This is a genomic window from Streptomyces luomodiensis, from assembly GCF_031679605.1.
GTDB classification, from domain to species: Bacteria; Actinomycetota; Actinomycetes; order Streptomycetales; family Streptomycetaceae; genus Streptomyces; species Streptomyces luomodiensis.
The window spans coordinates 6788956-6814965 of sequence record NZ_CP117522.1; the positions used below are offsets into that span (position 1 = coordinate 6788956).

Below are 26010 nucleotides of genomic sequence, written 5' to 3' on the forward strand. Positions count from 1 at the left end.
TCCGCCAGCAGCCACTCCGGCGACAGGCCGAAGGTCGGCTCGGGGGTCGCGGGGCTCGCGGCTCTCGTGTCTCGTGACTCGTGACTCGTGACTCGTGACTCGTGACTCGCCCAGTTTCTTAGTGTATCCAACTCCATGGGACAGGACAGCCAATTTGCCTTGTATGTCCTGAAGTTGCCCACCGAAGCTCGCGGACACCGCCAGATCCACCGGTGTCGCCAACGCCTGTTCCCAGGGCAGCACGGGCAGCCCCAACTCCGCGAACAGCGCGTCGATCCCGCTCTGGAAGGCGGATGACCCGGTCGAGGTGACCAGGAGTTGGACCCGGAAGTCGTCGTGGAACAGCGGCAGTACGTCCAGCAGGCGGCCGGCCGAGGTGACGTTGTGCACCACGAACAGGACCCGTCGGCTCGTCGCCCGGCTGGCCCAGCGTTCCGCGCCCTCCCCGACCGGCACCCGTAGCGCCGGGGCGTCAGCCCACCCCACTCGCCGTTCCCTCCGCCGTTCCCTTCGTCAGCACTCGATGACGTTGACCGCGAGTCCGCCCCGCGCCGTCTCCTTGTACTTGACCTTCATATCGGCCCCGGTGTCCCGCATGGTCTTGATGACCTTGTCGAGCGAGACATGGTGGCGGCCGTCGCCGCGCAGCGCCATCCGCGCGGCGGTGACCGCCTTGACCGAGGCCATGCCGTTGCGCTCGATGCAGGGGATCTGGACCAGGCCGCCCACGGGGTCGCAGGTGAGGCCGAGGTTGTGTTCCATGCCGATCTCGGCGGCGTTCTCCACCTGTTCCGGGGAGCCGCCGAGGACCTCGGCGAGACCGCCGGCGGCCATGGAGCAGGCGGAGCCGACCTCGCCCTGGCAGCCGACCTCGGCGCCGGAGATCGAGGCGTTCTCCTTGAAGAGCATGCCGATCGCGCCCGCGGCGAGCAGGAAGCGGATGACGCCCTCCTCGTCGGCGCCCGGGACGAAGCGGGTGTAGTAGTGCAGGACGGCGGGGATGATGCCGGCCGCGCCGTTGGTCGGGGCGGTGACCACGCGTCCGCCCGCCGCGTTCTCCTCGTTGACCGCCATGGCGTAGAGGGTGATCCACTCCATGGCGCGGGCGGCCGGGTCGCCCTCGGAGCGCAGGGCGCGGGCGGCGGTGGCGGCGCGGCGGCGGACCTTGAGGCCGCCGGGCAGGATGCCCTCCTGGGACATGCCCCGGGCCACGCAGGCCTCCATGACGTGCCAGATCTCCAGGAGGCCCGCCCGGACCTCCGACTCCGTGCGCCACGCCTTCTCGTTCTCCAGCATCAGGCCCGAGATGGACAGCCCCGTCTCGCGGGAGAGCCGCAGCAGCTCGTCACCGGTGCGGAAGGGGTGGGTGAGGACGGTGTCGTCGAGCTTGATGCGGTCCTCGCCGACCGCGTCCTCGTCCACCACGAAGCCGCCGCCGACCGAGTAGTACGTCTTCTCCAGCAGCGGATGGCCCTCGGCGTCGTACGCCAGCAGCGACATGCCGTTGGCGTGGTACGGCAGGGAGCGGCGGCGGTGCAGGATCAGCTGGGCCGGCTCATCGAAGTCGATCTCCTGGCCGGAGCCGATCTCGGCGCCGAGCAGCCGCAGCCGCTTGGTGGCGCGGATGCGCTCCACCTCGCCGTCGGCCGCCTCGACGTCGACGGTGCGCGGGGAGTGGCCCTCCAGGCCCAGCAGCACGGCCTTCGGGGTGCCGTGACCATGACCGGTGGCGCCCAGTGAGCCGAAGAGCTCGGCCCGGACGGAGGCGGTGTGGGTCAGCAGGCCCTCGTTCTTCAGCCGGCGGACGAACATCCGCGCGGCCCGCATCGGGCCGACGGTGTGCGAGCTGGACGGGCCGATGCCGATCGAGAAGAGGTCGAAGACGGAGATGGCCACCGGGGGACTCCTTTGTCTGCACGTGAGGGGGCGTGCGGGGGTGGTGCGGGGGCGCGCCGGGGTGGGCGCGCCCCTGTGCCCGGGACGGTTCCGGGACCGCTCCGGCATTCGGCCGGGTCCGGCCGGAATCGCTCCCGAATCCGGCCGGGTCCGCTCCGGAACCCGGCCGGGTCCGCGCCGGGGTTACTCCGACAGATGCGCGTACAGCGGGTGCTTGTCGGCCAGGGCGGTGACCCGGGCCTTCAGCGCCTCCGCCTCGGCCGCCCCGAAGGAGGCGGGCGCCTTGAGCGTCTCGGCGATCACGTCGGCGACCTCGCGGAAGTCGTCGGCGGTGAAGCCGCGCGTGGCCAGCGCCGGGGTGCCGATCCGCAGACCCGAGGTGACCATCGGGGGCCGCGGGTCGTTCGGGATGGCGTTGCGGTTGACCGTGATGCCGACCTCGTGGAGCCGGTCCTCGGCCTGCCGCCCGTCCAGCTCGGAGTGGCGCAGATCGACCAGGACCAGATGGACGTCGGTGCCGCCGGAGAGGACGGAGACGCCCGCTTCGCGCACATCGGGCTGGGCCAGGCGTTCGGCGAGGATCTTGGCGCCCTCCAGCGTGCGCTCCTGGCGCTCCGTGAAGGCGGAGCTCGCCGCGACCTTGAAGGCCACCGCCTTCGCGGCGATCACATGCTCCAGCGGACCGCCCTGCTGACCCGGGAAGACCGCCGAGTTGATCTTCTTGGCCAGCTCGGCGGTGGAGAGGATCACACCGCCGCGCGGACCGCCCAGGGTCTTGTGGGTGGTGGTGGTCACCACATGGGCGTGCGGGACGGGCGAGGGGTGCAGCCCGGCCGCCACCAGACCCGCGAAGTGGGCCATGTCGACCATCAGGTACGCGCCGACCTCGTCCGCGATCCGGCGGAAGGCCGCGAAGTCCAGCTGGCGGGGGTAGGCCGACCAGCCCGCGATGACCAGCTTGGGGCGGTGCTCCTTGGCCAGCCGCTCGACCTCGTCCATGTCGACCAGACCGGTCTCGGCGTCCACGTGGTAGGGCACCACGTTGTACAGCTTGCCGGAGAAGTTGATCTTCATGCCGTGGGTCAGGTGGCCGCCGTGCGCCAGGTTCAGGCCCAGGATCGTGTCGCCGGGGGAGAGCAGCGCGAACATCGCGGCCGCGTTGGCCTGGGCGCCCGAATGCGGCTGGACGTTCGCCGCCTCTGCGCCGAAGAGTTCCTTCACCCGGTCGATGGCGATCTGCTCGACCACATCGACGTGCTCACAGCCGCCGTAGTAGCGGCGGCCGGGGTAGCCCTCGGCGTACTTGTTGGTCAGGACCGAGCCCTGGGCCTCCATGACCGCCGCCGGAGCGAAGTTCTCGGAGGCGATCATCTCCAGGGTGGACTGCTGGCGGTGGAGTTCGGCGTCGACAGCGGCGGCGACGTCCGGGTCGAGGTCGTGCAGGGAGCTGTTGAGAAGCGACATCAGGGTCCCGATCGGAAGAGGAGGGTCAGTTTTCGGCGAAGGCGGTGTACTCGTCGGCGGAGAGCAGGTCCTCCGGCTCGCCGGTCACCCTCACCTTGAACAGCCAGCCGCCCTCGAAGGGGGCGGAATTCACCAGCGCCGGGTCGTTCACCACGTCCTCGTTGATCTCGGTGACCTCACCGGAGACCGGCGCGTACAGGTCGCTGACCGACTTGGTGGACTCCAGCTCACCGCAGGTCTCACCGGCGGAGACGGCGGAGCCGACGTCCGGGAGCTGGACATAGACGACGTCGCCGAGCGCGTTGGCCGCGAATTCGGTGATGCCGATCGTCGACACGCCGTCCTCGTCGGCGGCCGACAGCCACTCGTGCTCCTTGCTGTAGCGCAGCTGCTGGGGGTTGCTCATGGTCCGATTCTCCTGGATAGGGGGGAGGGCTTGGGAAATGGGTCTTAGCTGGTGGGATGCGACGCGCCGGGGAACGAGGGGACGCCTCCCGGAAAGCCGTCTCCCGGGAAGCCGTCTTCCGGGAAGGCGTCTCCCGGGAAGGCGTCTCCCGGGAAGGGCGAGGGCGGTGGCTCAGCGCTCGCGCCGGTAGAAGGGGAGCGCCACGACCTCGTACGGCTCCTGGCTGCCGCGGATGTCCACCGAGACCCCCTCGGTGCCGGGCTTGGCGTACTCCGCGTCCACGTACGCCATGGCGATCGGCTTGCCCAGCGTCGGGGAGGGCGCGCCCGAGGTGACCTGGCCGATCCGCGAGCCGTCGGCGGCCAGCACGGCGTATCCGGCGCGCGGCACCCGGCGGCCCTCGGCGACCAGGCCGACCAGGGTGCGCGGGGTGACGCTGTCCGCCCGGCGGGACGCGGCCTCCAGGGCCTGGCGGCCGATGAAGTCGCCCGGCTTGTCGAACTTCACCACCCGGCCGAGCCCCGCGTCGAAGGGGGTGGTGTCGGTGGACAGCTCATGCCCGTACAGCGGCATCCCCGCCTCCAGGCGCAGGGTGTCCCGGCAGGACAGACCGCAGGGCACCAGGCCCACCGGGGCGCCCGCCTCGGTCAGCGCCTCCCAGACCCGCTCGGCGTCGCCCGGCGCGAGGAACAGCTCGAAACCGTCCTCGCCCGTGTAGCCGGTGCGGGCGATCAGGGCCGGGACGCCCGCGACGGTGCCCGGCAGCCCGGCGTAGTACTTCAGCCCGTCCAGGTCGGCGTCGGTCAGGGTGCGCAGGATGCCCGCGGACTCGGGCCCCTGGACCGCGATCAGCGCATACGCGTCCCGGTCGTCCCTTACGGACGCGGTGAAACCGCCGGCGCGCTCGGTCAGCGCGTCCAGCACCACCTGGGCGTTGGCGGCGTTGGCGACGACCAGGAACTCCTCGTCCCCGAGGCGGTAGACGATCAGGTCGTCCAGGATGCCGCCCTCGTCGTCGCAGATCATGGTGTAGCGGGCGCGGCCCACGGCGAGCGCGGACAGATGGCCGACCAGCGCGTGGTCCAGGGCCTGCCCGGCCTGCGGACCGATGAGAGAGATCTCACCCATGTGGGAGAGGTCGAAGAGCCCGGCGCGGGTGCGCACCGCCGTGTGCTCATCGCGCTCGCTGCCGTAGCGCAGCGGCATGTCCCAGCCGGCGAAGTCGGTCATGGTGGCGCCGAGCGCGCGGTGCCGCGCGTCCAGCGCGGTACGGCGTGGGGTGGGCGGGGCGTCGGTCACGGTTCAGGCTCCAGGAGGTCAGGTCGGGGTCGCGCGACGGCGAGGTCGGACGGCAAGGACGCGTACGTCCTCCCCATCTGTCATCGGAACCTGAGAGGTTCGCCGTGACGCCCGTAAGGGGCCCGGCTTGCACCGTGGGTGGAGCCGCGCCCGCGCGGCCCGCTTTTCAGATCTGCCTCGTCCGCGCGGTATCGGGGCCTGAGAGATTCAAGGGAGGACTTGCTCCTTCGGCGCCCTGGACCTCCGGCACCACGGCCGGTGACCAAGGACTCTCCCGCGCGGCTTCAAACGGCCGGTATGGAGTTGCGGGGCACATCATCGCACGTATGGCCGAGAAGGGAAGTCCCGATCCGGGCGGCCCGCCGGAGGCAGCCTTGATGGACATTACCTTTTCTTGACACTCTGCGGGTACGAGCAGCGATGACCGACCTGGGAGGACGATCACGGTGCATGGGCAGGGAACGTACGCGACCGCACACAGGCTCCTGCCGACGCCGCCCGGCCGCGTCCCCTCCGGGCCGGCGGTCCGTCCCGGCCGAAGAGCCCCGGTGCACGATCTGCGCGGCGCGGCGCCGGGCGGGGAGGCCGGCGCGGCCCCGGGCGAGCTGCGCTATCCGGCGGGAGACGTGCTGGTCGCCTCCGGGCTGCCGGGCAGTGGCAAGAGCACGCTGATCAATCGGGCGGTGCCCCTGGTGGACGAGACGGGCGCCGTCGTCATGCGGGTGGACTCGCAGCACACGCGGGAGGCGTGGGAGCGCCGGCTGCCCGGCTGGCTGCCGTACGCGCTCTACCGCCCGCTGGTCCGGTGCGCCCACTACGCGGGGCTGCGCCGGGCGCTGCGCGCGGAGGTGAGCGTCGTGGTGCACGACTGCGGTGCGCTGCCGTGGGTCCGCCGCTGGCTGGCGCGGGACGCCCGGCGCCGGGGCCGCAGCCTCCATATGGTGCTGCTGGACGTGGACGCCACGGTGGCCCTGGAGGGGCAGGCCGCCCGCGGCCGCGGCGTCTCCGGCTATGCCTTCGCCCGGCATCTGCGCGCGATGCGGCGGCTGGTCGAGAGGATCGAGCGGGGACGGCCGCCGGAGGGGTGCGCCTCGGCGGTGCTGCTGGACCGGCCGGCCGCGAGCGCCCTGCGCGGTATCTCGTTCGAGTGATCCCCGCCTCTCGTGCGAGTGATCCCCGCCTCTCGTGCGAGCGATCCCCGAGTCTCACGCGAGCGATCCCACCCGCGCCGAAGGACCGGTGAGCGCCGGGTGACCTTGGCGGAAACCAGCCCCCCCGCACCTCACCCAGCGTGACGACGGCGAGCCGGGCGGAGGAGGGGAGCGCCGCGGCCGCGGGCCGGGCGAGGTGGGGAAGTGCTGTGGAGATGACGCCCGCCCCGCAGGTCCAGCGCCGCCCAGCCGTTAGGGTGCTTTGGGCAGGTCGGACGAGATGGCGGTTGGACGAAGATGAGCTTCCCGGAGCAGTACGGTGTGGCACCGGCTCATGGAGGATTCCCCGACGGCGCGCATGCCGCGTATCCGGCGTTTCCCGGCAATGAGCTCGAAGAGGTGCTCGCCGCCTCCGTGGACGTCCCCGGGGCCGGGGCGCGCATCGTCGAGACGCTCTCCCGCAGCCACGTCTGGGTTCCGCTGCCCAACGGCGGGGGGCCGGACAGCCCGAACCTCGATCTGCCCACCATGGAGCTCGAAGGCGCCGCGTATGTCCCGGTGTTCAGCTCCGAGCAGCAGTTCCTCCAGGTCGTCGGCTCCCATATGTCCTTCACCATCGCCCCGGCGGTGGAGTTCGCCCGCGGCTTGCCGCCCCAGCTCGGCATCGCGCTGAACCCCGGTGGCGCGGTGGTCGTACCGCTGCCCCCGCCCGCCGTCCGGGAGCTGTGCCGCGCCGGGCGTACCGAGCTCGACGGCCCGGCCACCGGCGGCCGGGTGCGGCTCTTCGAACCCGACTGGCAGGACGAGCCGGTGGACTTCCTGGCCGCCGCCGGGATCGAGTTCGCCAAGGGCACCGGAGTGCGGACCGCCCGGCGCGCCCTGGCCAGCGTCGAGGGCGACGAGCCCGCGCTCTTCGTCGGCGTGCAGCTCGACACCCCGGGCCCGGACGGCCAGGCGCGCGCCGTGGACGCGCTGGGCCGCGCCCTCGGCGCGGTGCCCGTGCCGTGGACGGTCCAGCTGGTCGCGCTGGACGTGGCGCAGGGGGACCCGGTGGCCGACTGGATGCTGGGGCGCGTACGGCCGTTCTACGACCGTGACCTCTGACGTACCCCGGGGTCCGCTGCCGGGGCCCGTAAGCTGGTTTGATGACCAGGCGGAGTGTGAGCACGCTCCCCGGTGAGATGCGGGCAAGGCCGAGAGAAGGGGCGGACCCAGGTGAGCGCGGGCGCGGATTGGGGGGCGGCGGCCGGCCAGGTTGAGCGAGCGTTGCAGCAGGTCGCTCCCGGCCGGTACGACGCCTATGAGGCGCTGTTGCACGCCATCGGCGAGGGCCAGGTCTGGATGCTGCTGTGGCACGGCGCGCCCGGCTCGCCCGACGCCCAGTACGGCAACATGGACGTGGACGGCCTCGGTTACGCCCCGTGCGTGACCTCCGCCCAGGAACTGGCCGCGAGTGGCTGGAACCGCGCGCACGAGGTGGTCGACGGACGCCTGATCGCGGACTCCCTCTACCGCGACCGCTACGGCCTCTGGCTCAACCCGCACGCCCCCGGCGGCGGAGTCGGCATCCCCTGGCTGGACCTGCGCCGGATCGCGGGCGGTCTCGACCGGCTGCCCGCCGGGCCGCTCCGGGTGAGCGAACCCGGTATCGACATCCCGCAGTTCTACGCCCTGCTGGGGCAGAACGCGCATCGCACCCCCGTGGTGCGGTCCCTGCGGCGCGCCTGGGTGCAGCCGACGCTGGGCGCCCCGTATCTGGCGATCGGTCTGGATCTGTACGACACCAGCGCACCGTCCGTGCAGTCGGTGCGGCTGATGATGGAGCAGTCGATCACCGCTGTGCCGGACGGGCTGCCGGTCTCCACGGTCGCGCTCTCCGACGAGTACGACCCGGTCGCCCTGTGGATGCGGGCCAACGCCCGCCCGTTCTTCGACCGTGACGCCTACGGCGCCGCGCCCGCCGCGCCGTCCTACGGCTACGGCTACCCGCCGCCGCGGCACGCCTACTGACCTGGTGCCGGGTCACGCCTACTGACCCGGGGCCCGGTCACGCGTGCTGACCTGGTGCCCGGTCACGCGTGCTGACCTGGTGCCCGGTCACGCGTGCTGATCCGCCGCCGCGTCGCGCCCGCTGATCCGGGCGCCATGGGACGGGGCCGCCTGCCCGGCCGGCGGGAGCGCCTGCCCCGCTGACGGGACCGCCTGCCCGGCCGACGGGTTTGCCCGCCCGGCCTTCCGGGCGAAAGAGGCCGAACACCCCATAGCGAGCGCGATGTTACTGCTGCGTTCTCGTGTCGCGACCGTCCGTATAGCGGAGGGTCCTCCTCACATCACGGTTAGGCATCCATTGCCCGGGAGCACTGGCGGGTGATCACGAGCGCGTTGAAGACTCCCCCCCCAAGGGGTGCGGTTCCCGCGTACGTCCCCTTCCGACAAGGTTCCGTACGACAACGCGACTTTCGCCCAGGTTGTGAACAGAGCCGCCACAGCGGCGAGTCGTGGGCCGGTCACCACCGGTCGAGAGGGGTCTCCACCACGATGACGGCACCATTGCACGGCACGAGCACGGACAGCGATCCGGTCGCGACTGCCGATGTAGCGGCGGATGTGGTCAAGGCATCCGTCGAGGGCAGATCGCTGCGCCAGATCGCCTGGTCGCGTTTGAAGCGAGACAAGCTCGCGCTGGCGGGTGGCATCGTTGTCGTCTTCCTGATCCTGGTGGCGATCTTCGCCCCGTTGATCGTGAGTCTGCTCGGGCATCCGCCCAACGAGTTCCACCAGGAGGAGATCGACCCGCTGTTCGGCACCCCGAAGGGCGGACTGGGCGGTATCAGCTCGGACTTCCTCTTCGGTGTGGAGCCGTCCAACGGCCGCGACGTGTTCAGCCGGGTCATCTACGGCGCCCGGATCTCGCTGCTGGTGGCCTTCCTCGCGGCGCTGGTCGCGGTGGTCCTCGGCACCGTGTTCGGCATCATCGCCGGATATTTCGGCGGCTGGGTGGACTCGCTGATCAGCCGGGTGATGGACATGCTGCTGGCCTTCCCGCAGCTGCTCTTCATCATCTCCCTGGTCTCGGTGCTCCCCAACGACCTGCTGGGACTCACCGGCAGCGGGGTGCGCATCGCCATCCTGGTCTCGGTGATCGGCTTCTTCGGCTGGCCGTACGTCGGCCGTATCGTGCGCGGCCAGACGCTGTCGCTGCGCGAGAAGGAGTACATCGAGGCCGCGCGGAGCCTGGGCGCCGGCCGGCGCTACATCCTCTTCCGCGAGCTGCTGCCCAACCTGGTGGCGCCGATCACCGTCTACACGACGCTGATGATCCCCACCAACATCCTCACCGAGGCCGCGCTCAGCTTCCTCGGCGCGGGCGTGAAGCCGCCCACCGCATCCTGGGGGCAGATGCTCTCCAAGGCGGTCGGCACCTATGAGGACGACCCGATGTTCATGATCATCCCGGGTGCGGCGATCTTCATCACGGTGCTGGCCTTCAATCTCTTCGGCGACGGCGTCCGCGACGCGCTCGACCCGAAGGGCACCCGATGACGGCGAGGCCCGCGGCACCGTCCGCGCAGGCCGCGGCACCCACCGCGCAGGGCCTGCCGCACCCGAACGCATCAGCCCCTGCCACAGCCGGCAGAAGGCTCCCCGAAGAATTCCGCGGCGCCATGCCCAGAACCGCTACCCCGGAGGTTGCAACCACTATGAAACGGCTCTCGAGAAGCAGGCGGATCGCCGGAGCGGCGGCTGTCGTAGGCGCTCTCCTGGCCACCGCGGCCTGTGGCGGCGGCGGTTCCGGCGACGAGGGCTCGGGTCCCGGGTTCAACGCCGCGGTGAAGGGCATCGCCAACAAGTCCGCCAAGAAGGGCGGCACCCTCAAGTTCATCAACAAGCAGGAGTTCGACTCCCTCGACCCGCAGCGTCAGTACTACGGCTTCGCCTGGGACTTCTCGCGTTTCTACGCGCGCCAACTGATCTCCTACGCGCCCAAGCCGGGCAACGCCGCGAACGAGCTGGTCCCGGACCTCGCCACCTCCACCGCCAAGATCACAGACGGCGGCAAGACGTACACCTACACCCTGCGCGACGGGATCACCTGGGAGGACGGCTCCCCGATCACCGCCCAGGACGTCAAGTACGGCATCGAGCGGATCTGGGCCAAGGACGTGGTCTCCGGCGGTCCCGGTTATCTGCGCCAGGTCCTGGACCCCAAGGGCGAGTACAAGGGCCCCTACAAGGACAAGTCCAAGGACAAGCTGGGCCTCAAGGCGATCCAGACCCCGGACGAGAAGACCGTCGTCTTCCACCTCGCCAAGCCCAACGGTGACTTCGAGCAGATGCTCGCGATGCCGACCGGCTCTCCGGTGAAGGCGGACAAGGACACCGGCGCCAAGTACACCAACCGGCCGTTCTCCTCCGGCCCGTACAAGGTGCAGTCGTACACCCCGGGCAAGAGCCTGTCGCTGGTCCGCAACCCGAACTGGAAGAAGGAGTCCGACCCGATCCGCCCGGCCCTGCCGGACAAGGTCACGGTCACCTTCAACTCCAACCTCGAGGCGATAGACCGGCTGCTGATCAAGGGTGACTACGACGTCTTCCTCAGCGCCACCGGCATGACCCCCTCGGGCCGCAACGACGCCCTCAAGCAGCACAAGGGCAACGTCGACAACATCACCACCAGCTTCGTCCGGTACGTCGACATCGCCACCAAGGTCAAGCCGTTCGACAACATCCACTGCCGCAAGGCGGTCATCTACGGCGCCGACTACAAGTCGATCCAGACCACCCGCGGCGGCCCGCAGGCCGGCGGTGACCTCGCCACCAACATGCTCCCCAAGAGCGTCAAGGGCGCGGACGACTACGACCCGTACGGCATCCTCAAGCGCGGCGGCAAGCCGGACGCGGCCAAGGCCAAGGACGAGCTGAAGCAGTGCGGCAAGCCGAACGGCTTCTCCACCACCATCGTGGCCCGCAACGACCAGCCCGCCGAGGTCGAGGCCGCCGAGGCGCTCCAGGCGTCGCTGAAGAAGGTCGGCATCACCCTCAACGTGGAGCCGATCCAGGGCCAGTCCTCCGCCAGCATCACCGGTTCGCCGTCGGTGATGAAGAAGCGCGGCTACGGCCTGTCGATGACCGGCTGGGGCCCGGACTTCCCCACCGGCCAGGGCTTCTCCCAGCCGCTGATCGACGGCCGCTTCATCGAGCAGACCGGTAACTACAACGTCTCCGAGACCAATGACCCGGAGATCAACAAGTTCTTCGACGAGGCGCTCAAGGAGACCGACCCCACCAAGGCCGGTGCCATCTACCAGCAGATGAACCACAAGGTCAGCGACCTGGCCGTGCAGATGCCGTTCATCTACGAGAAGAACATCACCTGGCGCAGCTCGCGGCTGACGAACGCCTTCTCGTCGGCGGCCTACAACGGCCGCTACGACTACTCCCAGCTGGGCGTCGTCAAGTGACGGCCGGTCACCCGATCCGCCGCACACCTCAACCTCGCCGCACCCGATAGGCCCGAAGGGCAGGTGATGGCCGCGGGTGGTGGCCCGTGATCCCCCTCTCCCGGGGGATCACGGGCCACCCCTGGGCCGCGCACAGTGCTTGCTTATCTCATCCGGCGCTTGTTCGCCGTCGTCGTGATGCTGTTGGTCGTCACCCTCACGACCTTCGCCATCTTCTTCGTGATCCCGAAGTGGGCCGGTACCGACCCCGCGCTGCTGTTCGTCGGCAAGCAGGCCGACCCCGCGGCCATCGAGGGCATCCGGGAAAAGCTCCAGCTCGGTGATCCGGTCCTGGTGCAGTTCTGGCACTTCGTCCAGGGCCTCTTCGTCGGCCGGGACTACGCCAACGGCACGGATGTCACCCACTGCCCGGCGCCCTGCTTCGGCTACTCCTTCCGCACCGAGCAGGCGGTGTGGCCGCAGCTGACCGACGCGATGCCGGTCACCCTCTCGCTCGCCGCGGGCGCCTGTCTGCTGTGGCTGATCGGCGGCATCACCACCGGTGTCGTCTCCGCGCTGCGCCGGGGCAGCCTGTGGGACCGCTCGGCGATGACGGTCGCGCTGGCCGGTGTCTCGCTGCCGATCTACTTCACCGGTCTGCTCTCGCTGGCGATCTTCAGCTACTCGCTGAAGTGGGTCAACGTGGACTACAAGCCGTTCGGCGACGATCCGGCGATGTGGTTCGAGAGCCTGATCCTCCCGTGGATCACCCTCGCCTTCCTCTACGCGGCGATGTACGCCCGGCTCACCCGGGCCACCATGCTGGAGATCATGGGTGAGGACTACATCCGCACCGCCCGCGCCAAGGGCCTGCGGGAACGGGTGGTCATCGGCCGGCACGCGATGCGCTCGACCTGGACCCCGATCCTCACCCTGCTCGGCCTCGACCTGGGCGCGCTGCTGGGCGGCGCGGTCCTCACCGAGTCCACCTACAACCTGCCCGGCCTCGGACGGCTCGCGGTGAACGCGATCACCGACAAGGACCTGCCGGTCATCCTCGGCGTCACCCTGATCGCGGCCATCTTCATCGTGGTCGCCAACCTCGTCGTGGACCTCCTGTACGCCGTCATCGACCCGCGAGTGAGGCTCGGATGACCGATATGACCAAGTCCGGACGGCCCGAGGGCGGCGCCGGCGATCAGCCGGCCACCGGGACCGCCGCCGTGGGCGAGGTGGCCGCGGCCGGCTCGCCCGCCCCCACCGCCTTCCTCGAGGTGCGTGACCTGCGCGTGCACTTCCCGACCGACGACGGTCTGGTGAAGTCCGTGGACGGGCTCAGCTTCCGGCTGGAGAAGGGCAAGACCCTCGGCATCGTCGGCGAGTCCGGTTCCGGCAAGTCGGTCACCTCGCTCGGCATCATGGGGCTGCACACCGCCGGGCAGTACGGCCGCCGCAAGGCGCGGATCTCCGGTGAGATCTGGCTGAACGGCCAGGAGCTGCTCGGCGCCGACCCCGACGAGGTGCGCAAGCTGCGCGGCCGCGAGATGTCGATGATCTTCCAGGACCCGCTGTCCGCGCTGCACCCCTACTACACCATCGGCCGTCAGATCGTCGAGGCGTACCGGGTGCACCACCAGGTCACCAAGGAGGTGGCCCGCAAGCGCGCGATCGAGCTGCTGGACCGCGTCGGCATCCCGCAGCCCGACAAGCGCGTGGACAGCTATCCGCACGAGTTCTCCGGCGGGATGCGGCAGCGCGCGATGATCGCGATGGCGCTGGTCAACAACCCCGAGCTGCTGATCGCCGACGAGCCGACCACCGCCCTGGACGTCACCGTGCAGGCGCAGATCCTCGACCTGATCCGCGACCTCCAGAAGGAGTTCGGCTCCGCGGTCATCATCATCACCCATGACCTGGGCGTGGTCGCCGAGCTCGCCGACGACCTGCTGGTGATGTACGGCGGCCGCTGTGTCGAGCGCGGCCCGGCCGAGAAGGTCTTCTACGAGCCCCAGCACCCGTACACCTGGGGGCTGCTGGGCTCGATGCCCCGGATCGACCGCGACCAGACCGATCGGCTCATCCCGGTCAAGGGCTCCCCGCCCAGCCTGATCAACGTACCGTCCGGCTGTGCCTTCCACCCGCGCTGCCCGTACGCCGATGTGCCCAAGGACAACATCACCCGTACCGAGCGGCCGGAGCTGCGGGAGGCCGGCGGTGGCGGGCACTTCTCCGCGTGCCATATGACGCAGGAGGAGCGCACCCGGATCTGGACCGAAGAGATTGCGCCGAAGCTGTGACCGACACGAAGGATCCGAAGATGACGGTCCCGGAGAAGGCGACGACGTCGCCCGAGCCCCTGCTCAAGGTGTCGGGCCTGGTCAAGCACTTCCCCATCAAGAAGGGGCTGCTGCAACGGCAGGCCGGTGCGGTGCAGGCGGTCGACGGGCTCGACTTCGACGTCCGGCCGGGGGAGACCCTGGGCGTGGTGGGCGAGTCGGGCTGCGGCAAGTCCACCATGGGGCGGCTGGTCACCCGGCTGCTCGAACCCACCTCGGGGAAGATCGAGTTCGAGGGCAAGGACATCACCCACCTGGGCACCGCCCAGATGCGGCCGATGCGCCGTGACGTCCAGATGATCTTCCAGGACCCGTACTCCTCGCTGAACCCCCGGCACACCGTCGGCGCGATCGTCAGCGCGCCCTTCCGGCTCCAGGGCGTCACCCCGGAGGGCGGTGTCAAGGCGGAGGTCCAGCGGTTGCTGGCGCTGGTCGGGCTCAACCCCGAGCACTACAACCGCTACCCGCACGAGTTCTCCGGCGGTCAGCGGCAGCGCATCGGCATCGCCCGCGCGCTGGCCCTCAAGCCCAAGCTGGTCGTCGCCGACGAACCGGTCTCGGCGCTGGACGTGTCGATCCAGGCGCAGGTGGTCAACCTGCTGGACGACCTCCAGGAGGAGCTGGGCCTCACCTACGTGATCATCGCGCACGACCTGTCGGTCATCCGGCACGTCTCGGACCGGATCGCGGTGATGTACCTCGGGAAGATCGTCGAGCTGGCGGACCGCAAGGACCTCTACGAGCGGCCCATGCACCCGTACACCAAGGCGCTGCTGTCCGCGGTGCCGGTGCCGGACCCCAGGCGGCGCGCCAAGCGTGAGCGGATCCTGCTCAAGGGCGATGTGCCCTCGCCGATCTCCCCGCCGTCCGGCTGCCGCTTCCACACCCGGTGCTGGAAGGCGACCGAGGTGTGCAAGAGCCAGGAGCCGCCGCTGGTGGCGCTGGCCACCGGCCACCAGGTGGCCTGCCACCACCCGGAAAACGCTCCGGACCAGGCGCCGCAGGAGAAGGCCGGGGCCGAGTCGGCACGGAAGGTGACGAAGAAGACCGACAGCTGAGACGGGACGGGGCCGGGCCCAGGCTCGGGGCATCCGCTGTTAACAATGGCGGGTGCTCATCGAACTGTTCACCCCGTCCGTCCAGCACGCCCTCGAAGTCGCCGGGATCTTCGTCTTCGCGATATCCGGCGCGCTGCTCGCCGTGCGCAAGAACTTCGATGTCTTCGGCATGGCGGTGCTCGCGGAGGTCACCGCGCTGGGCGGCGGGGTCTTCCGCGACCTGGTGATCGGCGCGGTGCCGCCCATCGCCTTCACCGACCTCGGCTACTTCCTCACCCCGCTCGTCGCCACCGCCATCGTCTTCTTCCTGCACCCCGAGGTCGAGCGCATCACGGCGGCGGTCGGCGTCTTCGACGCGGCCGGACTGGGGCTGTTCTGCGTCGAGGGCACGATGAAGGCCCATGACTTCGGGCTCGGCCTCACCTCGTCCGTGACCCTCGGCATGGCCACGGCGGTCGGCGGCGGTGTGCTCCGCGACCTGCTCGCCCATGAGGTGCCCTCGCTGCTGCGCTGGGACCGGGACCTGTACGCCGTCCCGGCCCTCGTCGGCGCCTCGATCGCGGCCCTGCTGCTCCACTTCCACGTCCTGACGGCCGCCACCAGCGCGCTCGCGGCCGCCGTGGCGTTCGTGGCCCGGCTGCTGGCGATGCGGTTCGGCTGGCGCGCGCCGAGGGCGTGGAACCGGCGCAGCACGGCGACGGAGGAGGTCTGACGTCCTCCTGCACCAGGTGGCCGGCGCCCGGGATCAGCTCCCCGCCACACGTACGACGAGAACGGTGTGCCGTGCAGCAGCACGACCGGCGGCGCGTCCGGTGAGCCGAGCTCGGCCCAGCGGACCTCGCCGGAGGCGCTGCGGTAGGTGCGGTCTCGCTGTCGAGGGGCATGGCGAGGCGGCGGGGCAAGACGGGGCGGAAGGTGGCGGGGAAGGCGGCGCGGAAGCCGTGCGCACGGGCACGCGGTACGTCGTACTCCCGCAACGCCTCGTAGAATCGGGGCACCATGGTTTATCTCGACCACGCCGCCACCACCCCGATGCTCCCGGAGGCGGTGCAGGCGATGACCGCCCAGCTCGCCGTCACGGGCAACGCCTCCTCGCTGCACGCCGCCGGCCGGCGTGCCCGCCGTACCGTCGAGGAGTCGCGTGAATCCCTCGCCGCCTCGCTGGGCGCCCGCCCGAGCGAGGTCGTCTTCACCGCCGGTGGGACCGAGGCCGACAACCTCGCGGTCAAGGGGCTCTACTGGTCCCGCAAGGACGCCGACCCGACCCGCGTCCGGGTGCTCGCCAGCCCCGTCGAGCACCACGCCGTCCTCGACGCCGTCGACTGGCTCGCCGAGCACGAGGGGGCGCGGGTCGAATGGCTGCCGGTCGACTCCCTCGGGCGGGTCCACCCCGACGCGCTGCGCGAGGCGATCGCCCGCGACCCCTCGGACGTCGCCCTCGCCACCGTCATGTGGGCCAACAACGAGATCGGCACCATCCAGCCGGTCCGCGAACTCGCCGCCACCGCGGCAGAATTCGGCGTTCCGCTGCATGCCGACGCGGTCCAGGCGTTCGGCCAGGTCGAGGTCGACTTCGCCGCCTCGGGGCTGGCCGCGATGACCGTCAGCGGCCACAAGATAGGCGGTCCCTACGGCATCGGCGCGCTGCTGCTCGGCCGTGAGCACACCCCCGTGCCCGTACTGCACGGCGGCGGCCAGGAGCGTTCGGTGCGCTCCGGGACCCTCGACACCCCGGCCATCGCCGCCTTCGCGGTCGCCGGTGCGTACGCCGCCGAGCGCCGTGAGGAGTTCGCCCGCGAGATCGGCGCGCTGCGCGACGGGCTGATCACCGCCGTCCGTACGGCCGTCCCCGACGCCGTGCTCGGCGGCGACCCCGACCCGGCGGGCCGGCTCCCGGCCAACGCCCACTTCTCCTTCCCCGGCTGCGAGGGCGATTCGCTGCTTCTGCTGCTGGACGCGCAGGGCATCGAATGCTCGACGGGCTCGGCCTGCACGGCCGGTGTCGCCCAGCCCAGCCATGTGGTCCTGGCCACCGGCAGCGACCCCGACCTGGCCCGTGGCACCCTGCGCTTCTCGCTCGGCCACACCTCGACCAAGGCCGATGTCGAGGCCGTCGCGGAGGCGATCGGCCCGGCGGTGGAGCGGGCGCGCGGCGCGGGGCTGAGCTGACCGCCCCGCCGGAGCGAGTAAAAGCACCGGAACGCGGCCCATCATAACCAGGAAATTCGTATTGTTCTCCCGGTCATTTCACCTAACCTACGGAACAGCGGTCTCCGCTTGAAAACGCGGAGATTCGTGGGAAAGGATTTACCCCGTCAACGGACCTGCCATGCGCGGAAAGCGCATACGTCATCTCGCAGGTTGTTTTGCAACGGGGAAATCCGGGAGTTCAACGATGTCGCAGCCTTCGCTGCCGCCACACCACCCATCACCGCATCGGCCCGCGCGGCCGCGCGGGCCGATGCGACCGTCGTCGCCGTCGGGGCGGCGTGCCAAACCGGCCCTGAAGCTGATCGCGGGCGGGGTCCTCGCGGTCGCCCTGGTCAGCGGCTGCGGGTCCGGAGGTGATGACGACGGCGGTAAGAGCGGAGGGTCCTCCGGGGGCGCCCAGGCGAAGACGCTGGGCAAGGTCGCCATGCCGAAGGTCGGCAAGGAGACCAACACCATGGGCACCTGGGTGACGGACACGAATTTCGTCAAGGGCGAGGTCAATGAAATCGTCGGCTACTCGCTCGACGGTGCCACGTCGAAGTGGAAGATACCGCTCGACGGGCAGATCTGCTGGGCGTCACCGCATATGACCGAGGAGGGTCTGACCGCGGTCCTGTTCCGGGACGGCGCAGGGGAAGACGCGCTGTGCACCCAGGTCGGTCTGGTCGACCTGAAGAAGGGCAAGCTGGTCTGGCAGAAGGAGGGGTCGGACACCGAGGGCAACGCCGGGGTGCAGTTCGACCAGGTCACCCTCGGCGGTGGCACCGTGGCCGCCGGCGGCACCAGCGGCGGGGGAGCCTGGTCGCTGGACGGCACACCCCTGTGGAAGCCGGAATACCTCGCGGACTGCGACGACAACGGCTACGCGGGCGGCGATGACAAGATCGTCGCGATCCGGGGCTGCGACAGCGAGGACTCCAGCACCCAGCGGCTGGAGGTGCAGACGGTGAATCCCCGGACCCGTGCGGTGACCTCGTCCTACCCGCTGGACGAGAAGGTCGAGTACGCGCACGTGATCTCCACCGCGCCGCTCGTCGTGGCCGTCGACACCGGCGACTCGGACGCCGGAACGGGCACCACGGACATCCTGACCATTGACGACAGCGGCAAGCGGGGCAAGCTGCTCAGCACGATCGACGTGCTGGCCAAGGGGTACCAGCCCAACTGCCCGGCCACGAGCGTCGAGGGGTGCACCGAGATCGCCCTCGACAAGGCGAGCAGCACCCTCTACCTCTCCTCGGAGGTGGACGTGGACCACGGCGGCCCGGGGGACCGGATCACCGGCCTGAACCTGAAGACCGGCAAGGAGACCGGCAGGACGAAGATGGCCGAGAGCCGGTCGCTGACCCCCGTCCAGACCGAAAAGGACGGCTCCCTCATCGCCTATCTGGGCTCGATGTACAGCGAGGCGGGCGGAGTCGTGCGCATCGACCCCACGTCGTTCGCCATGGAGACGCTCCAGAAGCACCCGGACGACATGAAGGACGCGGAGTCCGGCATGGACGTCTACGGGGACTGCACCATGATCTACAAGGGGAAGCGGCTGTACATCGGCGACAGCCGGGCGTCCAGGCCCACCAGCGGCGACGGCGGGACCCGCCCGCTCGCGGTCGTCTTCGGCACGGCCTGATGGGCACGGCCTGATCCGCACGGCCTGATCGCGGGCCGGTCAGCTCGCGGGCCGGTCAGCTAGCGGGCTGCCCCACGCGCACCGCTCGCACCAGCCGCATATAGCGGTCCCAGTCCCAGTGGCGGCCCGGGTCGGTGTGATCGGTGCCCGGCACCTCCACATGGCCGACGATGTGCTCCCGGTCCCTCGGTATGTCGTACCGCTCGCAGATCGACGCGGTCAGCCGTGCCGAGGAGCGGTACATCGCGTCCGTGAAGGAGCTGGGCTCGCTGACCCACCCCTCGTGCTCGATGCCGATGCTGCGCTCGTTGTACGGGCGGTTGCCCGCGTGGAACGCCACGTCCAGCTCGCGGACCATCTGGGCGATATGACCGTCGCGGCGCACGATGTAGTGCGCCGCGGCGAGGTGCTCGGGGTCCTTGAAGACCCGCACCGCGTCGTCGTAGCTGCCCTGGACCACATGGATCACCACCCGGTCGATCGTGTAGTCGTCCGGCCGGTCCGCCCACCGCCAGTTGGCCCCCGAGGCCGCGATCCACTCCGCGCCCGGCTGGTCGACCGCGCCCGCCGTGCGCGGCTTCTCGATGCCGGGCAGCCGCCACCACATCCGGGCCAGTTCGTCCCGCGCGGTGTACGCCGCGACACCGGCTGCGCCGAGCCCGGCCGCCGAGCCGCCGAGCAGCAGCGTACGTCTGCTGACCCGGCGTCCGCCGCCGGTCGTGGTCTCGCTCACGAAGGGTTCAACGCGTGGCGGAGGCCGTCCGGTTCCGGCATTTTCCGGATCATGGCGGGAACCGTTCGTTCCGCACTGTCGCCCTCTGGTCTCCGGTGTAGATGAACGTTGAACTGTCCATGGTCTGTGTCCATCCGCTCGACGAGGAGCTGACGGTATGCGCATCGGTTTCGCCCTCCCCCAGTTCGGCCCGCTGGCCCACCAGCCCGAGGACATCGCGAGATTCGCCCGCCAGGCCGAGGAGCTCGGCGCGGACAGCCTGTGGGTCGGCGACCGCCTGCTCGCCCCGGTCGACCCGAGCGTCGGCTACGGGGGCACCGATGCGATCCCGCCGGAATTCCGCACCGCGCTGGACCCCTTCACCGTGCTGGCCACCGCCGCCGCGGCCACCGAGCGGGTGCGGCTCGGCAGCGACGTCATCAACGCCCCCTGGTACCCGCCCGCGGTGCTCGCCCGCTCCCTCACCACCATCGACCTGCTGAGCGGGGGCCGGCTGCTGGTCGGACTCGGCACCGGCTGGTCCCCCGAGGAGTACGAGGCCGTGGACATCCCCATGAGCGAGCGCGGCCGGCGCCTCGACGAATGCCTCGACGCCCTGCACGCCTGGTGGACCGAGAACCCGGTCGAGTACCGCGGAGACCACTGGACCGTGCCCGCCTCCCACATCGACCTCAAACCGGCCTCCCGCCCCCACCCGCCGGTCTACCTCGCCGCCTTCGCCCCCGCGGCCGTGCGCCGGGTGGCCCGGCGCGCCGACGGCTGGCTGCCCGTCGCGGTCGTGCCCGCCAAGCCCGGAGCCCCCGACCCCATCGCCGCGCTCACCGAGCAGCTGGGCGGGGTACGGGCGGCGGTCGAGCGGGAGGGACGGGACCCGGCGGCATTCGACGTGATCCTGCGCATCAACCCGAGCGCCGACGCCTCCGTGGACGACATCGTGACGACCCTGGTCCGGGCCGAGCGGGAGGCGGGCGTCCAGCACGCCTTCGTCGATCCGACCTACCTCGCGAAGAACGCCGACCAGGCCCTGGACCTCGTCGAGCGCGTGCTGGAGCGAGCCCGCCCGAGCTGAGCGGCGCGGCAGTAGCCGCACACGTGGCTTTATGCTGGCCTGGTTATGACTGACTTCCCCGGTGCGCCCACAGGTCCTCGCGACGGCCGTCGGCTGCGCGTCCTCGCCGCCATGTCCGGCGGTGTGGACTCCGCGGTCGCCGCCGCGCGGGCGGCCGAGGCGGGCCACGATGTGACCGGTGTCCACCTCGCGCTCTCCGCCAATCCGCAGTCGTTCCGCACCGGCGCCCGTGGCTGTTGCACCATCGAGGACTCGCGGGACGCGCGGCGCGCCGCCGATGTGATCGGCATCCCCTTCTACGTGTGGGACCTCGCCGAGCGCTTCCGCGAGGACGTGGTCGAGGACTTCATCGCCGAGTACGAGGCGGGCCGCACCCCCAATCCGTGTCTGCGCTGCAACGAGAAGATCAAGTTCGCCGCGCTGCTGGACAAGGCCATCGCCCTCGGCTTCGACGCCGTCTGCACCGGGCACTACGCCACGATCGTCACGCGCGAGGACGGCTCCCGGGAGCTGCACCGGGCCAGCGACATGGCCAAGGACCAGTCCTACGTCCTCGGCGTGCTCGACGAGCGCCAGCTCGCCCACGCGATGTTCCCCCTCGGCGACACCCTGACGACCAAGGACGAGATCCGCGCGGAGGCGGAGCGGCGGGGCCTGGCCGTCGCCAAGAAGCCCGACAGCCATGACATCTGCTTCATCGCCGACGGCGACACCCAGGGCTTCCTGGCCAAGCACCTCGGTACGGCCGAGGGCGACATCGTCGACGAGGACGGCCGCAAGCTGGGCACCCACGAGGGCGCGTACGGCTTCACCATCGGCCAGCGCAAGGGCCTGCGCATCGGCCACCCGGCGCCCGACGGCAAGCCGCGCTACGTCCTGGACATCTCCCCGGTGAACAACACGGTCACCGTCGGCCCCGTCGAGGCCCTGGACGTCGCCGCGCTCACCGCCATCAAGCCGCGCTGGTGCGGAGCCCCCCCGACGGGCCCCGGCACCTACACCGCCCAGCTGCGCGCCCACGGCGGCGAGACCGAGGTGACGGCCGAGCTGATCGAGGGCAGTGAGCTGCGGGTGACCTTCACCGAACCGGTGCGCGGCGTCGCCCCGGGCCAGGCGATCGTGCTCTACGACGACACCCGCGTGGTCGGCTCGGCCACGATCGCCTCGACCGAGCGGGCGACAGCGGTCGCCCACTAGGCCGCCCGACCCGGCCGCGCCTCCACTGTCAGCCCGCCGACAGGTGGAAGCGCCCTTCCTTCACTCCGCGCAGGAATGCGCGGAGTGCGGTGCGGTCGGTCGTGACGACGGCGTCCGGGTCGGAACTCTCGCGGATGGCTATGCCGCTGTCGTCGGCGGCGACCTCTATGCAGTTGTTGCCGGTCATGCGGCAAGCGGCGGGGTGGTATCTGTCCATGCCCGGCAGTCTCGGCAGCGCCCGCTACGGGGGCGTGGAAGGCGACCGGCAGCGGGCCCGAGCCCGCCCCGGCCACCCGTGTCGAAGGTCGCCCTACTCCGCCCCCTCCCAGGGATTGATGAGCAGCGCACCGGTGCGCGCCAGGTGCTTGGTGTTGCGGCTGGCCACGGTCCAACCATTGGCGAGGGCGGTCGCCGCGATGAGAGCGTCGGGCGGATCGACGGGCGTCCCGGCAGCTTTGAGTGACTTGTGCAGGGCGAGGTAGGCCGCCGCTTCCCGCTGGCCGATGATGGCTGTCCGACCGCTGTACTCCCGGCTCAGCCGGGCAAGAGCCTCGGCGTAACGCGCTTTGCGGACACTGTCCACGGCAGCTTCGACCCCTGCTTCGACCTCGGCGACCGTGATCACACTCAGGTAGCGATTGGGGCGCGCCGTCGAGTGAAACCACTCCAGGACCTTGGCGTCAGGCCTGGCCCTGGTGAGTTCAGCGATCACATTGGTGTCCAGTAAGTAGATCATTCGCTGTTCGCCTGCTCGTCGTAGGAGCGGGCTCCGAACTCCAGGCCGTCGAATGGAGCGGACAGGAGGAACTCTTCGAAACCATCGTTACCCAGCGTGATCCATCGATTGAGCATCGCGGGCAGGGCGTCGATCTCGGTGTCCGCCAACTCCGCGTCGAAAAGGGGTTGTTGCTGCTCGGGTAGGGATTCGCGGATATCGCGAATGGTGCGCAGCGGATGCTTGCCCTCGTTCGCGGCAGCCGAGCGTGGGGCGTCGCCGGGTGCGGATGCCATGATCAACCCCTTCGCTGCTGTCTGCGCGGTTTGCATAGCTACTCCTTCCAGATTAGAGGGGTCGGTTCGCGTCGCGGTCATGCGACGAGTGGCGCGGCGGCATCTGTGCGTGCCCGGCAGTCTCGGCAGCGTCCCGGGCGGGGTGCGCGAAAGGCTCGGTCGCAGCCGTCGCAGTTCTGGAGCGGGACCGGGCGCGGGCCGGACGTAGGGGCGGCTGCAGGCGCTGGCGGCCGGAGGGCGGCCAGTCGGTAGGCGAGCAGCCGGGCGGGGCGGCGATCGATACGGGCGGGGAGCCCGGATGTCAGCGCCTCGGCGATCTCGTACGGGCCCACCCCGCGATCCAGCCACTCCGCGACGGCGGGCGCCAGCGTGGCGGTCTCCCGCTCGGACAGGACAAGGCGTCGGTCGCGGTGGCGCAGGGAGCCGAGGACGGCGGTGGCGCGGGGGTCGAGGACGGTATCCGGCACCGAGGCGCGTTCGGGTTGCCGTTCGTTCCGGGCGGCGGGCGCTTCGGTCGCCCCTGGCGCGTCGTCCTCCGTCGCACCAGGCGCGTCGTACACGAACGTCCGCGTCACGATCCGCCCGCCCGGCCCCCGCTCGACCCGCCGCTCCAGCCAGCCCTCCGCCTCCAGCTCGTTGAGTGCGGCTGAGATGCGGGCCCGGCCCTCCTTGAAGTGGGCGCAGAGCGCGTCGATGCGGATGGAGGCGCCGTCGGGGAGCGACAGGATGTACGCCGCGACACCGACGGTCACCGCGCTGCCCGCCCGCTGGGCGAGCTTGTTCGACAGCACGGTGAAGTTGGCGGTGTGCCGGGTGCGGATATGGATGACGCCGGACGCGGGAGCCGTAGCGTCGGCGGAAGCGCGCACGGGCGCACTAGACTGCTGTTCAGCCATCGGGAAGGGTCGCTTCCTGGTTGGTCAGGCCCTCGTCTCGGGATGGCAGTCCCGGCGGGGGCCGTCGTCTGTGTGAGGTTGTCGCGGCGAGCGTAACCCGCTCATTGGCACATTCGCGCCCAAGTCACCCGATGGGGTGAGAAGTTGGGTGGGTGGGTGGGGGTTCTCCACCAGGGTCCTTGGGTAGGTCCCCGCCCCGCTGGCGGTCGGCCCTACAACACCTGGCCCCATCCCACCGGGCGACGGCCACTCGGCATCCGGTCCGACCTGCGTAAACGGGGTGTGCGACCGCGAGAAGCCGATTTCCGTGCTCCGGCTGTCGTAGCCTCCCGTTACGCTGCCCACCAGTGGCTGAGCATCGCCCCGGCCCTCACAGGAGGCTCACTATGACCACGCAGCCGATAGACGCCGACGGGCCCCTCGTGCCCATGCCCGCGCTGACGCGGGAGGCTCTGCGAGAGGCCGTGCGTCACATCAAGCCCCTGAACCTGACGCAATTCGACCGGGAGCTGGGAGAGGCATTCGATCAGTCGGTGCAAACCGGTTCCATCGGCTGGATGAGGGGTTTTCTCATTAAATGGGCAACTTTCGTCGCGATTGAGCGCTGGCCCGCGCGTGCTGCCTCACTCAGGGAAGCCGAGCGAGTCGCTGAAGACCCCTCGGCGGATGACGACCGCGTCCACCGTGCTCAACGGGAAATCGCCCGTATCCTCGGAGAGGCTGAACGAGAGGCGGGGCTGTGACCGGTGGACCCGATGCCCATGACTCCTGGTTTGCCGAATATGTGACAAGTGAGGATTACGCCACCGATGGCCTCCCGCCAGAGGCGCGAGCCGAAGTCGACACGATCGTCCGAGGGCTTCTCGACCTGGCCGAGTTACGCCTGGAGGCGGGAAATGACTACGACGAGCAGAACCCACGAAAGCTCCGCTCGATCAGCACCGACAAGCTGATTCTGTGGTATCAGAAGTTCGAGTACCGCAAGCGCATATACATCGTGCGTATCAACTGGTTCGGCTGACCACGTCAGAGGCCTTGCGGCGAGACGTGAGAGATGCCCGCCGCAATGCCTCTGACCACGCTCAGTTGATGTTGGCCAGGGGTTGGTGGGCCGCGAAGGCGACGAAGTCCGCCCAGGCGGGTGCGGTGACGGTCAGGGCCGGTATCGCGGTGTCCTTGGAGTCGCGGATGTGTACGGCACCGGGGCACGCGGCGACCTCGACGCATGCGTCCTTCGGCCCGTCGCTGTAACTGGACTTGCGCCACTCGATGGCGACTTCGACGCAAGAGCCTTCGTTCCCGCTGTAGCTGCTCTTGAACCAGCGCAGTGCGGCGTTCATCGCTTTCCCTCCCTGAGCAAGCCCTCGATCAACTCGACGGACGCTTCGGGGGTGAGGGCCTGCGAGCGCAGAATGCCATAGCGGTGGTTGAGGACGCTGACGTCCTCGGCATCGGAGACGAAGTAGCTGCCCCGCTGCCCTTCGACATAGGCGACCGTCAGGTGATCCGGCGATTCCAGCAGCGTCATGGGGCCGTCCAGTCCGGCGTGCGTTTCGCGGTTCTCCGGCATGATCTGGAGCGTCAACTGCGGCAGCTCGGCGCATCTCACCATGTGCCGCAGCTGTTCGTTCCGTACGTCCAGGCCGCCGATGGGGCGTCGAACCGTGCACTCCTGAACCAGGAAGGTCAGACGTGGCGGTGGCTTACGGTGCAGCAGCTTCTGGCGGGACAGGCGCCGGTGGACGGCCCGCTCCGTCTCCTCGTCGTCCACCGCTGGTGCCTGCGTAGAGATCACCGCGTGCGCGTACACCTCGGTCTGGAGCAGCCCGTTGATGACATGCGCATCGAACGTGTGCAGAGCGATGGCCTCAGCTTCAAGCTCCACCTACTCCTGGGTCCACTCCGGCACCCCGTCCTGCCACAACAGCTTCGCCGCCTCGACCAGCAATCCCTGGGCCATCAGCGCCTCGTCCGTCGCGATGACATACGACGGCTTGGGCAGTCGCTCGCCGCGCTCCACCTTCGCGATCATCGACTCCGAGTACGGAATCCGCGCCTCGAGATCCTTCATCGTCCAGCCGAGCCGCTCCCGCATCATGCGGGACTGCGTCCCGAAGAGCCGGGCGGCCGGTGACGGCCGCTTCTTCTGCTGGGTCATAGCGCCCCCTCATCGACGCCGCGTCGCACAGATCGGACAGTCGCGACGTCGCAA

General features: G+C 70.2%; 27 protein-coding genes, 1 pseudogene and 1 riboswitch. Of the genes and pseudogenes, 15 read left to right on the top strand and 13 right to left on the bottom strand.

The window, feature by feature from the left end:
- Positions 1–513: 513 nt before the first annotated feature.
- From PS467_RS28690 to gcvT, 4 genes are all read right to left on the bottom strand, one after another.
- Complete coding sequence (locus PS467_RS28690) at positions 514–1896, bottom strand: L-serine ammonia-lyase (RefSeq protein ID WP_311037655.1); 1383 nt, start codon at positions 1894–1896, stop codon at positions 514–516.
- Between the two features lie 183 nt (positions 1897–2079).
- On the bottom strand, positions 2080–3360 hold the full coding sequence (glyA, locus tag PS467_RS28695) for a serine hydroxymethyltransferase (protein WP_311037656.1): 1281 nt from the start codon (positions 3358–3360) through the stop codon (positions 2080–2082).
- Between the two features lie 25 nt (positions 3361–3385).
- Positions 3386–3766, bottom strand: coding sequence for a glycine cleavage system protein GcvH (gene gcvH, locus PS467_RS28700; RefSeq protein WP_268974563.1), 381 nt, complete (start codon positions 3764–3766; stop codon positions 3386–3388).
- Between the two features lie 171 nt (positions 3767–3937).
- Positions 3938–5065, bottom strand: a complete 1128-nt coding sequence (gene gcvT, locus PS467_RS28705) for a glycine cleavage system aminomethyltransferase GcvT (RefSeq protein ID WP_311037657.1) — start codon at positions 5063–5065, stop codon at positions 3938–3940.
- Between the two features lie 176 nt (positions 5066–5241).
- Positions 5242–5352: riboswitch (glycine riboswitch) on the bottom strand.
- 153 nt (positions 5353–5505) lie between these two features.
- On the opposite strand from gcvT, the gene PS467_RS28710 reads away from it, so the two are divergent.
- The 9 genes from PS467_RS28710 to PS467_RS28750 all read left to right on the top strand — a co-directional run bounded on the left by PS467_RS28710 (position 5506) and on the right by PS467_RS28750 (position 15763).
- A complete protein-coding gene (locus tag PS467_RS28710) occupies positions 5506–6216 on the top strand; it encodes an AAA family ATPase (RefSeq protein ID WP_432280761.1) in 711 nt (236 codons plus the stop codon).
- A gap of 297 nt (positions 6217–6513) precedes the next feature.
- Positions 6514–7320 (top strand): enhanced serine sensitivity protein SseB, encoded by an 807-nt coding sequence (locus PS467_RS28715; protein WP_311037659.1) that lies wholly within the window; start codon positions 6514–6516, stop codon positions 7318–7320.
- 111 nt (positions 7321–7431) lie between these two features.
- Entirely contained in the window at positions 7432–8226 is a 795-nt protein-coding gene (locus PS467_RS28720) for an enhanced serine sensitivity protein SseB C-terminal domain-containing protein (protein WP_311037660.1), read from the top strand.
- A 528-nt stretch (positions 8227–8754) separates the two neighbouring features.
- A complete protein-coding gene (locus PS467_RS28725; protein WP_311037661.1) occupies positions 8755–9759 on the top strand; it encodes an ABC transporter permease in 1005 nt (334 codons plus the stop codon).
- A 158-nt stretch (positions 9760–9917) separates the two neighbouring features.
- Entirely contained in the window at positions 9918–11678 is a 1761-nt protein-coding gene (locus tag PS467_RS28730; protein ID WP_311037662.1) for an ABC transporter substrate-binding protein, read from the top strand.
- 159 nt (positions 11679–11837) lie between these two features.
- The gene (locus tag PS467_RS28735; protein ID WP_432280643.1) at positions 11838–12812 is read left to right on the top strand and encodes an ABC transporter permease; all 975 of its coding nucleotides are present in this window, start codon (positions 11838–11840) and stop codon (positions 12810–12812) included.
- Positions 12809–13954, top strand: coding sequence for an ABC transporter ATP-binding protein (locus tag PS467_RS28740; protein WP_311037663.1), 1146 nt, complete (start codon positions 12809–12811; stop codon positions 13952–13954). The genes PS467_RS28735 and PS467_RS28740 overlap by 4 nt, the downstream gene beginning before the upstream one ends.
- Positions 13955–13974: 20 nt before the next feature.
- The gene (locus tag PS467_RS28745) at positions 13975–15051 is read left to right on the top strand and encodes an ABC transporter ATP-binding protein (protein ID WP_311037664.1); all 1077 of its coding nucleotides are present in this window, start codon (positions 13975–13977) and stop codon (positions 15049–15051) included.
- Between the two features lie 52 nt (positions 15052–15103).
- Complete coding sequence (locus PS467_RS28750) at positions 15104–15763, top strand: trimeric intracellular cation channel family protein (RefSeq protein WP_268974573.1); 660 nt, start codon at positions 15104–15106, stop codon at positions 15761–15763.
- 41 nt (positions 15764–15804) lie between these two features.
- Here PS467_RS28750 and PS467_RS28755 read toward each other — a convergent pair.
- A pseudogene (locus tag PS467_RS28755) lies at positions 15805–15918 on the bottom strand (alpha/beta fold hydrolase); the annotation flags it as partial.
- Positions 15919–16050: 132 nt separating this feature from the next.
- Here PS467_RS28755 and PS467_RS28760 point away from each other — a divergent pair.
- Entirely contained in the window at positions 16051–17220 is a 1170-nt protein-coding gene (locus PS467_RS28760; protein ID WP_311037665.1) for a cysteine desulfurase family protein, read from the top strand.
- Between the two features lie 292 nt (positions 17221–17512).
- On the top strand, positions 17513–18892 hold the full coding sequence (locus PS467_RS28765; protein ID WP_311037666.1) for a hypothetical protein: 1380 nt from the start codon (positions 17513–17515) through the stop codon (positions 18890–18892).
- A 55-nt stretch (positions 18893–18947) separates the two neighbouring features.
- Here PS467_RS28765 and PS467_RS28770 read toward each other — a convergent pair whose 3' ends face one another.
- Positions 18948–19625 (bottom strand): N-acetylmuramoyl-L-alanine amidase, encoded by a 678-nt coding sequence (locus PS467_RS28770; RefSeq protein WP_311037667.1) that lies wholly within the window; start codon positions 19623–19625, stop codon positions 18948–18950.
- Between the two features lie 157 nt (positions 19626–19782).
- Here PS467_RS28770 and PS467_RS28775 point away from each other — a divergent pair, with 157 nt between their 5' ends.
- Both PS467_RS28775 and mnmA read left to right on the top strand, forming a co-directional pair.
- Complete coding sequence (locus PS467_RS28775; RefSeq protein WP_311037668.1) at positions 19783–20694, top strand: TIGR03619 family F420-dependent LLM class oxidoreductase; 912 nt, start codon at positions 19783–19785, stop codon at positions 20692–20694.
- Positions 20695–20739: 45 nt separating this feature from the next.
- Complete coding sequence (gene mnmA, locus PS467_RS28780; RefSeq protein ID WP_311037669.1) at positions 20740–21891, top strand: tRNA 2-thiouridine(34) synthase MnmA; 1152 nt, start codon at positions 20740–20742, stop codon at positions 21889–21891.
- A gap of 28 nt (positions 21892–21919) precedes the next feature.
- Here the strand turns inward: mnmA and PS467_RS28785 are convergent, their stop codons facing one another.
- The 4 genes from PS467_RS28785 to PS467_RS28800 all read right to left on the bottom strand — a co-directional run bounded on the left by PS467_RS28785 (position 21920) and on the right by PS467_RS28800 (position 23798).
- Positions 21920–22108 carry a DUF397 domain-containing protein gene (locus PS467_RS28785; RefSeq protein ID WP_311037670.1) on the bottom strand — a complete coding sequence of 63 codons (189 nt, stop codon included), beginning with the start codon at positions 22106–22108 and terminating at the stop codon, positions 21920–21922.
- A gap of 93 nt (positions 22109–22201) precedes the next feature.
- Positions 22202–22627, bottom strand: a complete 426-nt coding sequence (locus tag PS467_RS28790) for a type II toxin-antitoxin system VapC family toxin (protein WP_236258668.1) — start codon at positions 22625–22627, stop codon at positions 22202–22204.
- Complete coding sequence (locus PS467_RS28795; protein ID WP_311037671.1) at positions 22624–22938, bottom strand: hypothetical protein; 315 nt, start codon at positions 22936–22938, stop codon at positions 22624–22626. Before PS467_RS28795 ends, PS467_RS28790 begins: the two co-directional genes overlap by 4 nt.
- A 41-nt stretch (positions 22939–22979) precedes the next feature.
- Positions 22980–23798, bottom strand: a complete 819-nt coding sequence (locus PS467_RS28800; RefSeq protein WP_311037672.1) for a hypothetical protein — start codon at positions 23796–23798, stop codon at positions 22980–22982.
- A gap of 386 nt (positions 23799–24184) precedes the next feature.
- On the opposite strand from PS467_RS28800, the gene PS467_RS28805 reads away from it, so the two are divergent.
- The gene (locus PS467_RS28805; protein ID WP_311037673.1) at positions 24185–24541 is read left to right on the top strand and encodes a hypothetical protein; all 357 of its coding nucleotides are present in this window, start codon (positions 24185–24187) and stop codon (positions 24539–24541) included.
- Positions 24538–24819 carry a hypothetical protein gene (locus tag PS467_RS28810; protein WP_311037674.1) on the top strand — a complete coding sequence of 94 codons (282 nt, stop codon included), beginning with the start codon at positions 24538–24540 and terminating at the stop codon, positions 24817–24819. Before PS467_RS28805 ends, PS467_RS28810 begins: the two co-directional genes overlap by 4 nt.
- A gap of 61 nt (positions 24820–24880) precedes the next feature.
- Here PS467_RS28810 and PS467_RS28815 read toward each other — a convergent pair whose 3' ends face one another.
- From PS467_RS28815 to PS467_RS28825, 3 genes are read right to left on the bottom strand one after another with little or no spacing between them, the layout of a single operon-like run.
- Positions 24881–25138, bottom strand: coding sequence for a DUF397 domain-containing protein (locus PS467_RS28815; protein WP_311037675.1), 258 nt, complete (start codon positions 25136–25138; stop codon positions 24881–24883).
- Positions 25135–25683: a DUF5753 domain-containing protein gene (locus PS467_RS28820; RefSeq protein ID WP_311037676.1), complete on the bottom strand. Its 549-nt coding sequence runs from the start codon at positions 25681–25683 to the stop codon at positions 25135–25137. The genes PS467_RS28815 and PS467_RS28820 overlap by 4 nt, the downstream gene beginning before the upstream one ends.
- A complete protein-coding gene (locus PS467_RS28825; RefSeq protein ID WP_311037677.1) occupies positions 25684–25956 on the bottom strand; it encodes a helix-turn-helix domain-containing protein in 273 nt (90 codons plus the stop codon).
- Positions 25957–26010: the final 54 nt, after the last annotated feature.

Coding starts and splice junctions, on each gene's coding strand:
- PS467_RS28825 (WP_311037677.1), bottom strand. CDS start 25,956: ATGACCCAGCAGAAGAAGCGGCCGTCACCGGCCGCCCGGCTCTTCGGG.
- gcvH (WP_268974563.1), bottom strand. CDS start 3,766: ATGAGCAACCCCCAGCAGCTGCGCTACAGCAAGGAGCACGAGTGGCTG.
- PS467_RS28765 (WP_311037666.1), top strand. CDS start 17,513: ATGCGACCGTCGTCGCCGTCGGGGCGGCGTGCCAAACCGGCCCTGAAG.
- PS467_RS28815 (WP_311037675.1), bottom strand. CDS start 25,138: ATGAACGCCGCACTGCGCTGGTTCAAGAGCAGCTACAGCGGGAACGAA.
- PS467_RS28740 (WP_311037663.1), top strand. CDS start 12,809: ATGACCGATATGACCAAGTCCGGACGGCCCGAGGGCGGCGCCGGCGAT.
- PS467_RS28795 (WP_311037671.1), bottom strand. CDS start 22,938: ATGCAAACCGCGCAGACAGCAGCGAAGGGGTTGATCATGGCATCCGCA.
- PS467_RS28725 (WP_311037661.1), top strand. CDS start 8,755: ATGACGGCACCATTGCACGGCACGAGCACGGACAGCGATCCGGTCGCG.
- PS467_RS28745 (WP_311037664.1), top strand. CDS start 13,975: ATGACGGTCCCGGAGAAGGCGACGACGTCGCCCGAGCCCCTGCTCAAG.
- PS467_RS28715 (WP_311037659.1), top strand. CDS start 6,514: ATGAGCTTCCCGGAGCAGTACGGTGTGGCACCGGCTCATGGAGGATTC.
- PS467_RS28800 (WP_311037672.1), bottom strand. CDS start 23,798: ATGGCTGAACAGCAGTCTAGTGCGCCCGTGCGCGCTTCCGCCGACGCT.
- PS467_RS28805 (WP_311037673.1), top strand. CDS start 24,185: ATGACCACGCAGCCGATAGACGCCGACGGGCCCCTCGTGCCCATGCCC.
- mnmA (WP_311037669.1), top strand. CDS start 20,740: ATGACTGACTTCCCCGGTGCGCCCACAGGTCCTCGCGACGGCCGTCGG.
- glyA (WP_311037656.1), bottom strand. CDS start 3,360: ATGTCGCTTCTCAACAGCTCCCTGCACGACCTCGACCCGGACGTCGCC.
- PS467_RS28785 (WP_311037670.1), bottom strand. CDS start 22,108: ATGGACAGATACCACCCCGCCGCTTGCCGCATGACCGGCAACAACTGC.
- PS467_RS28775 (WP_311037668.1), top strand. CDS start 19,783: ATGCGCATCGGTTTCGCCCTCCCCCAGTTCGGCCCGCTGGCCCACCAG.
- PS467_RS28760 (WP_311037665.1), top strand. CDS start 16,051: ATGGTTTATCTCGACCACGCCGCCACCACCCCGATGCTCCCGGAGGCG.
- PS467_RS28730 (WP_311037662.1), top strand. CDS start 9,918: ATGAAACGGCTCTCGAGAAGCAGGCGGATCGCCGGAGCGGCGGCTGTC.
- PS467_RS28790 (WP_236258668.1), bottom strand. CDS start 22,627: ATGATCTACTTACTGGACACCAATGTGATCGCTGAACTCACCAGGGCC.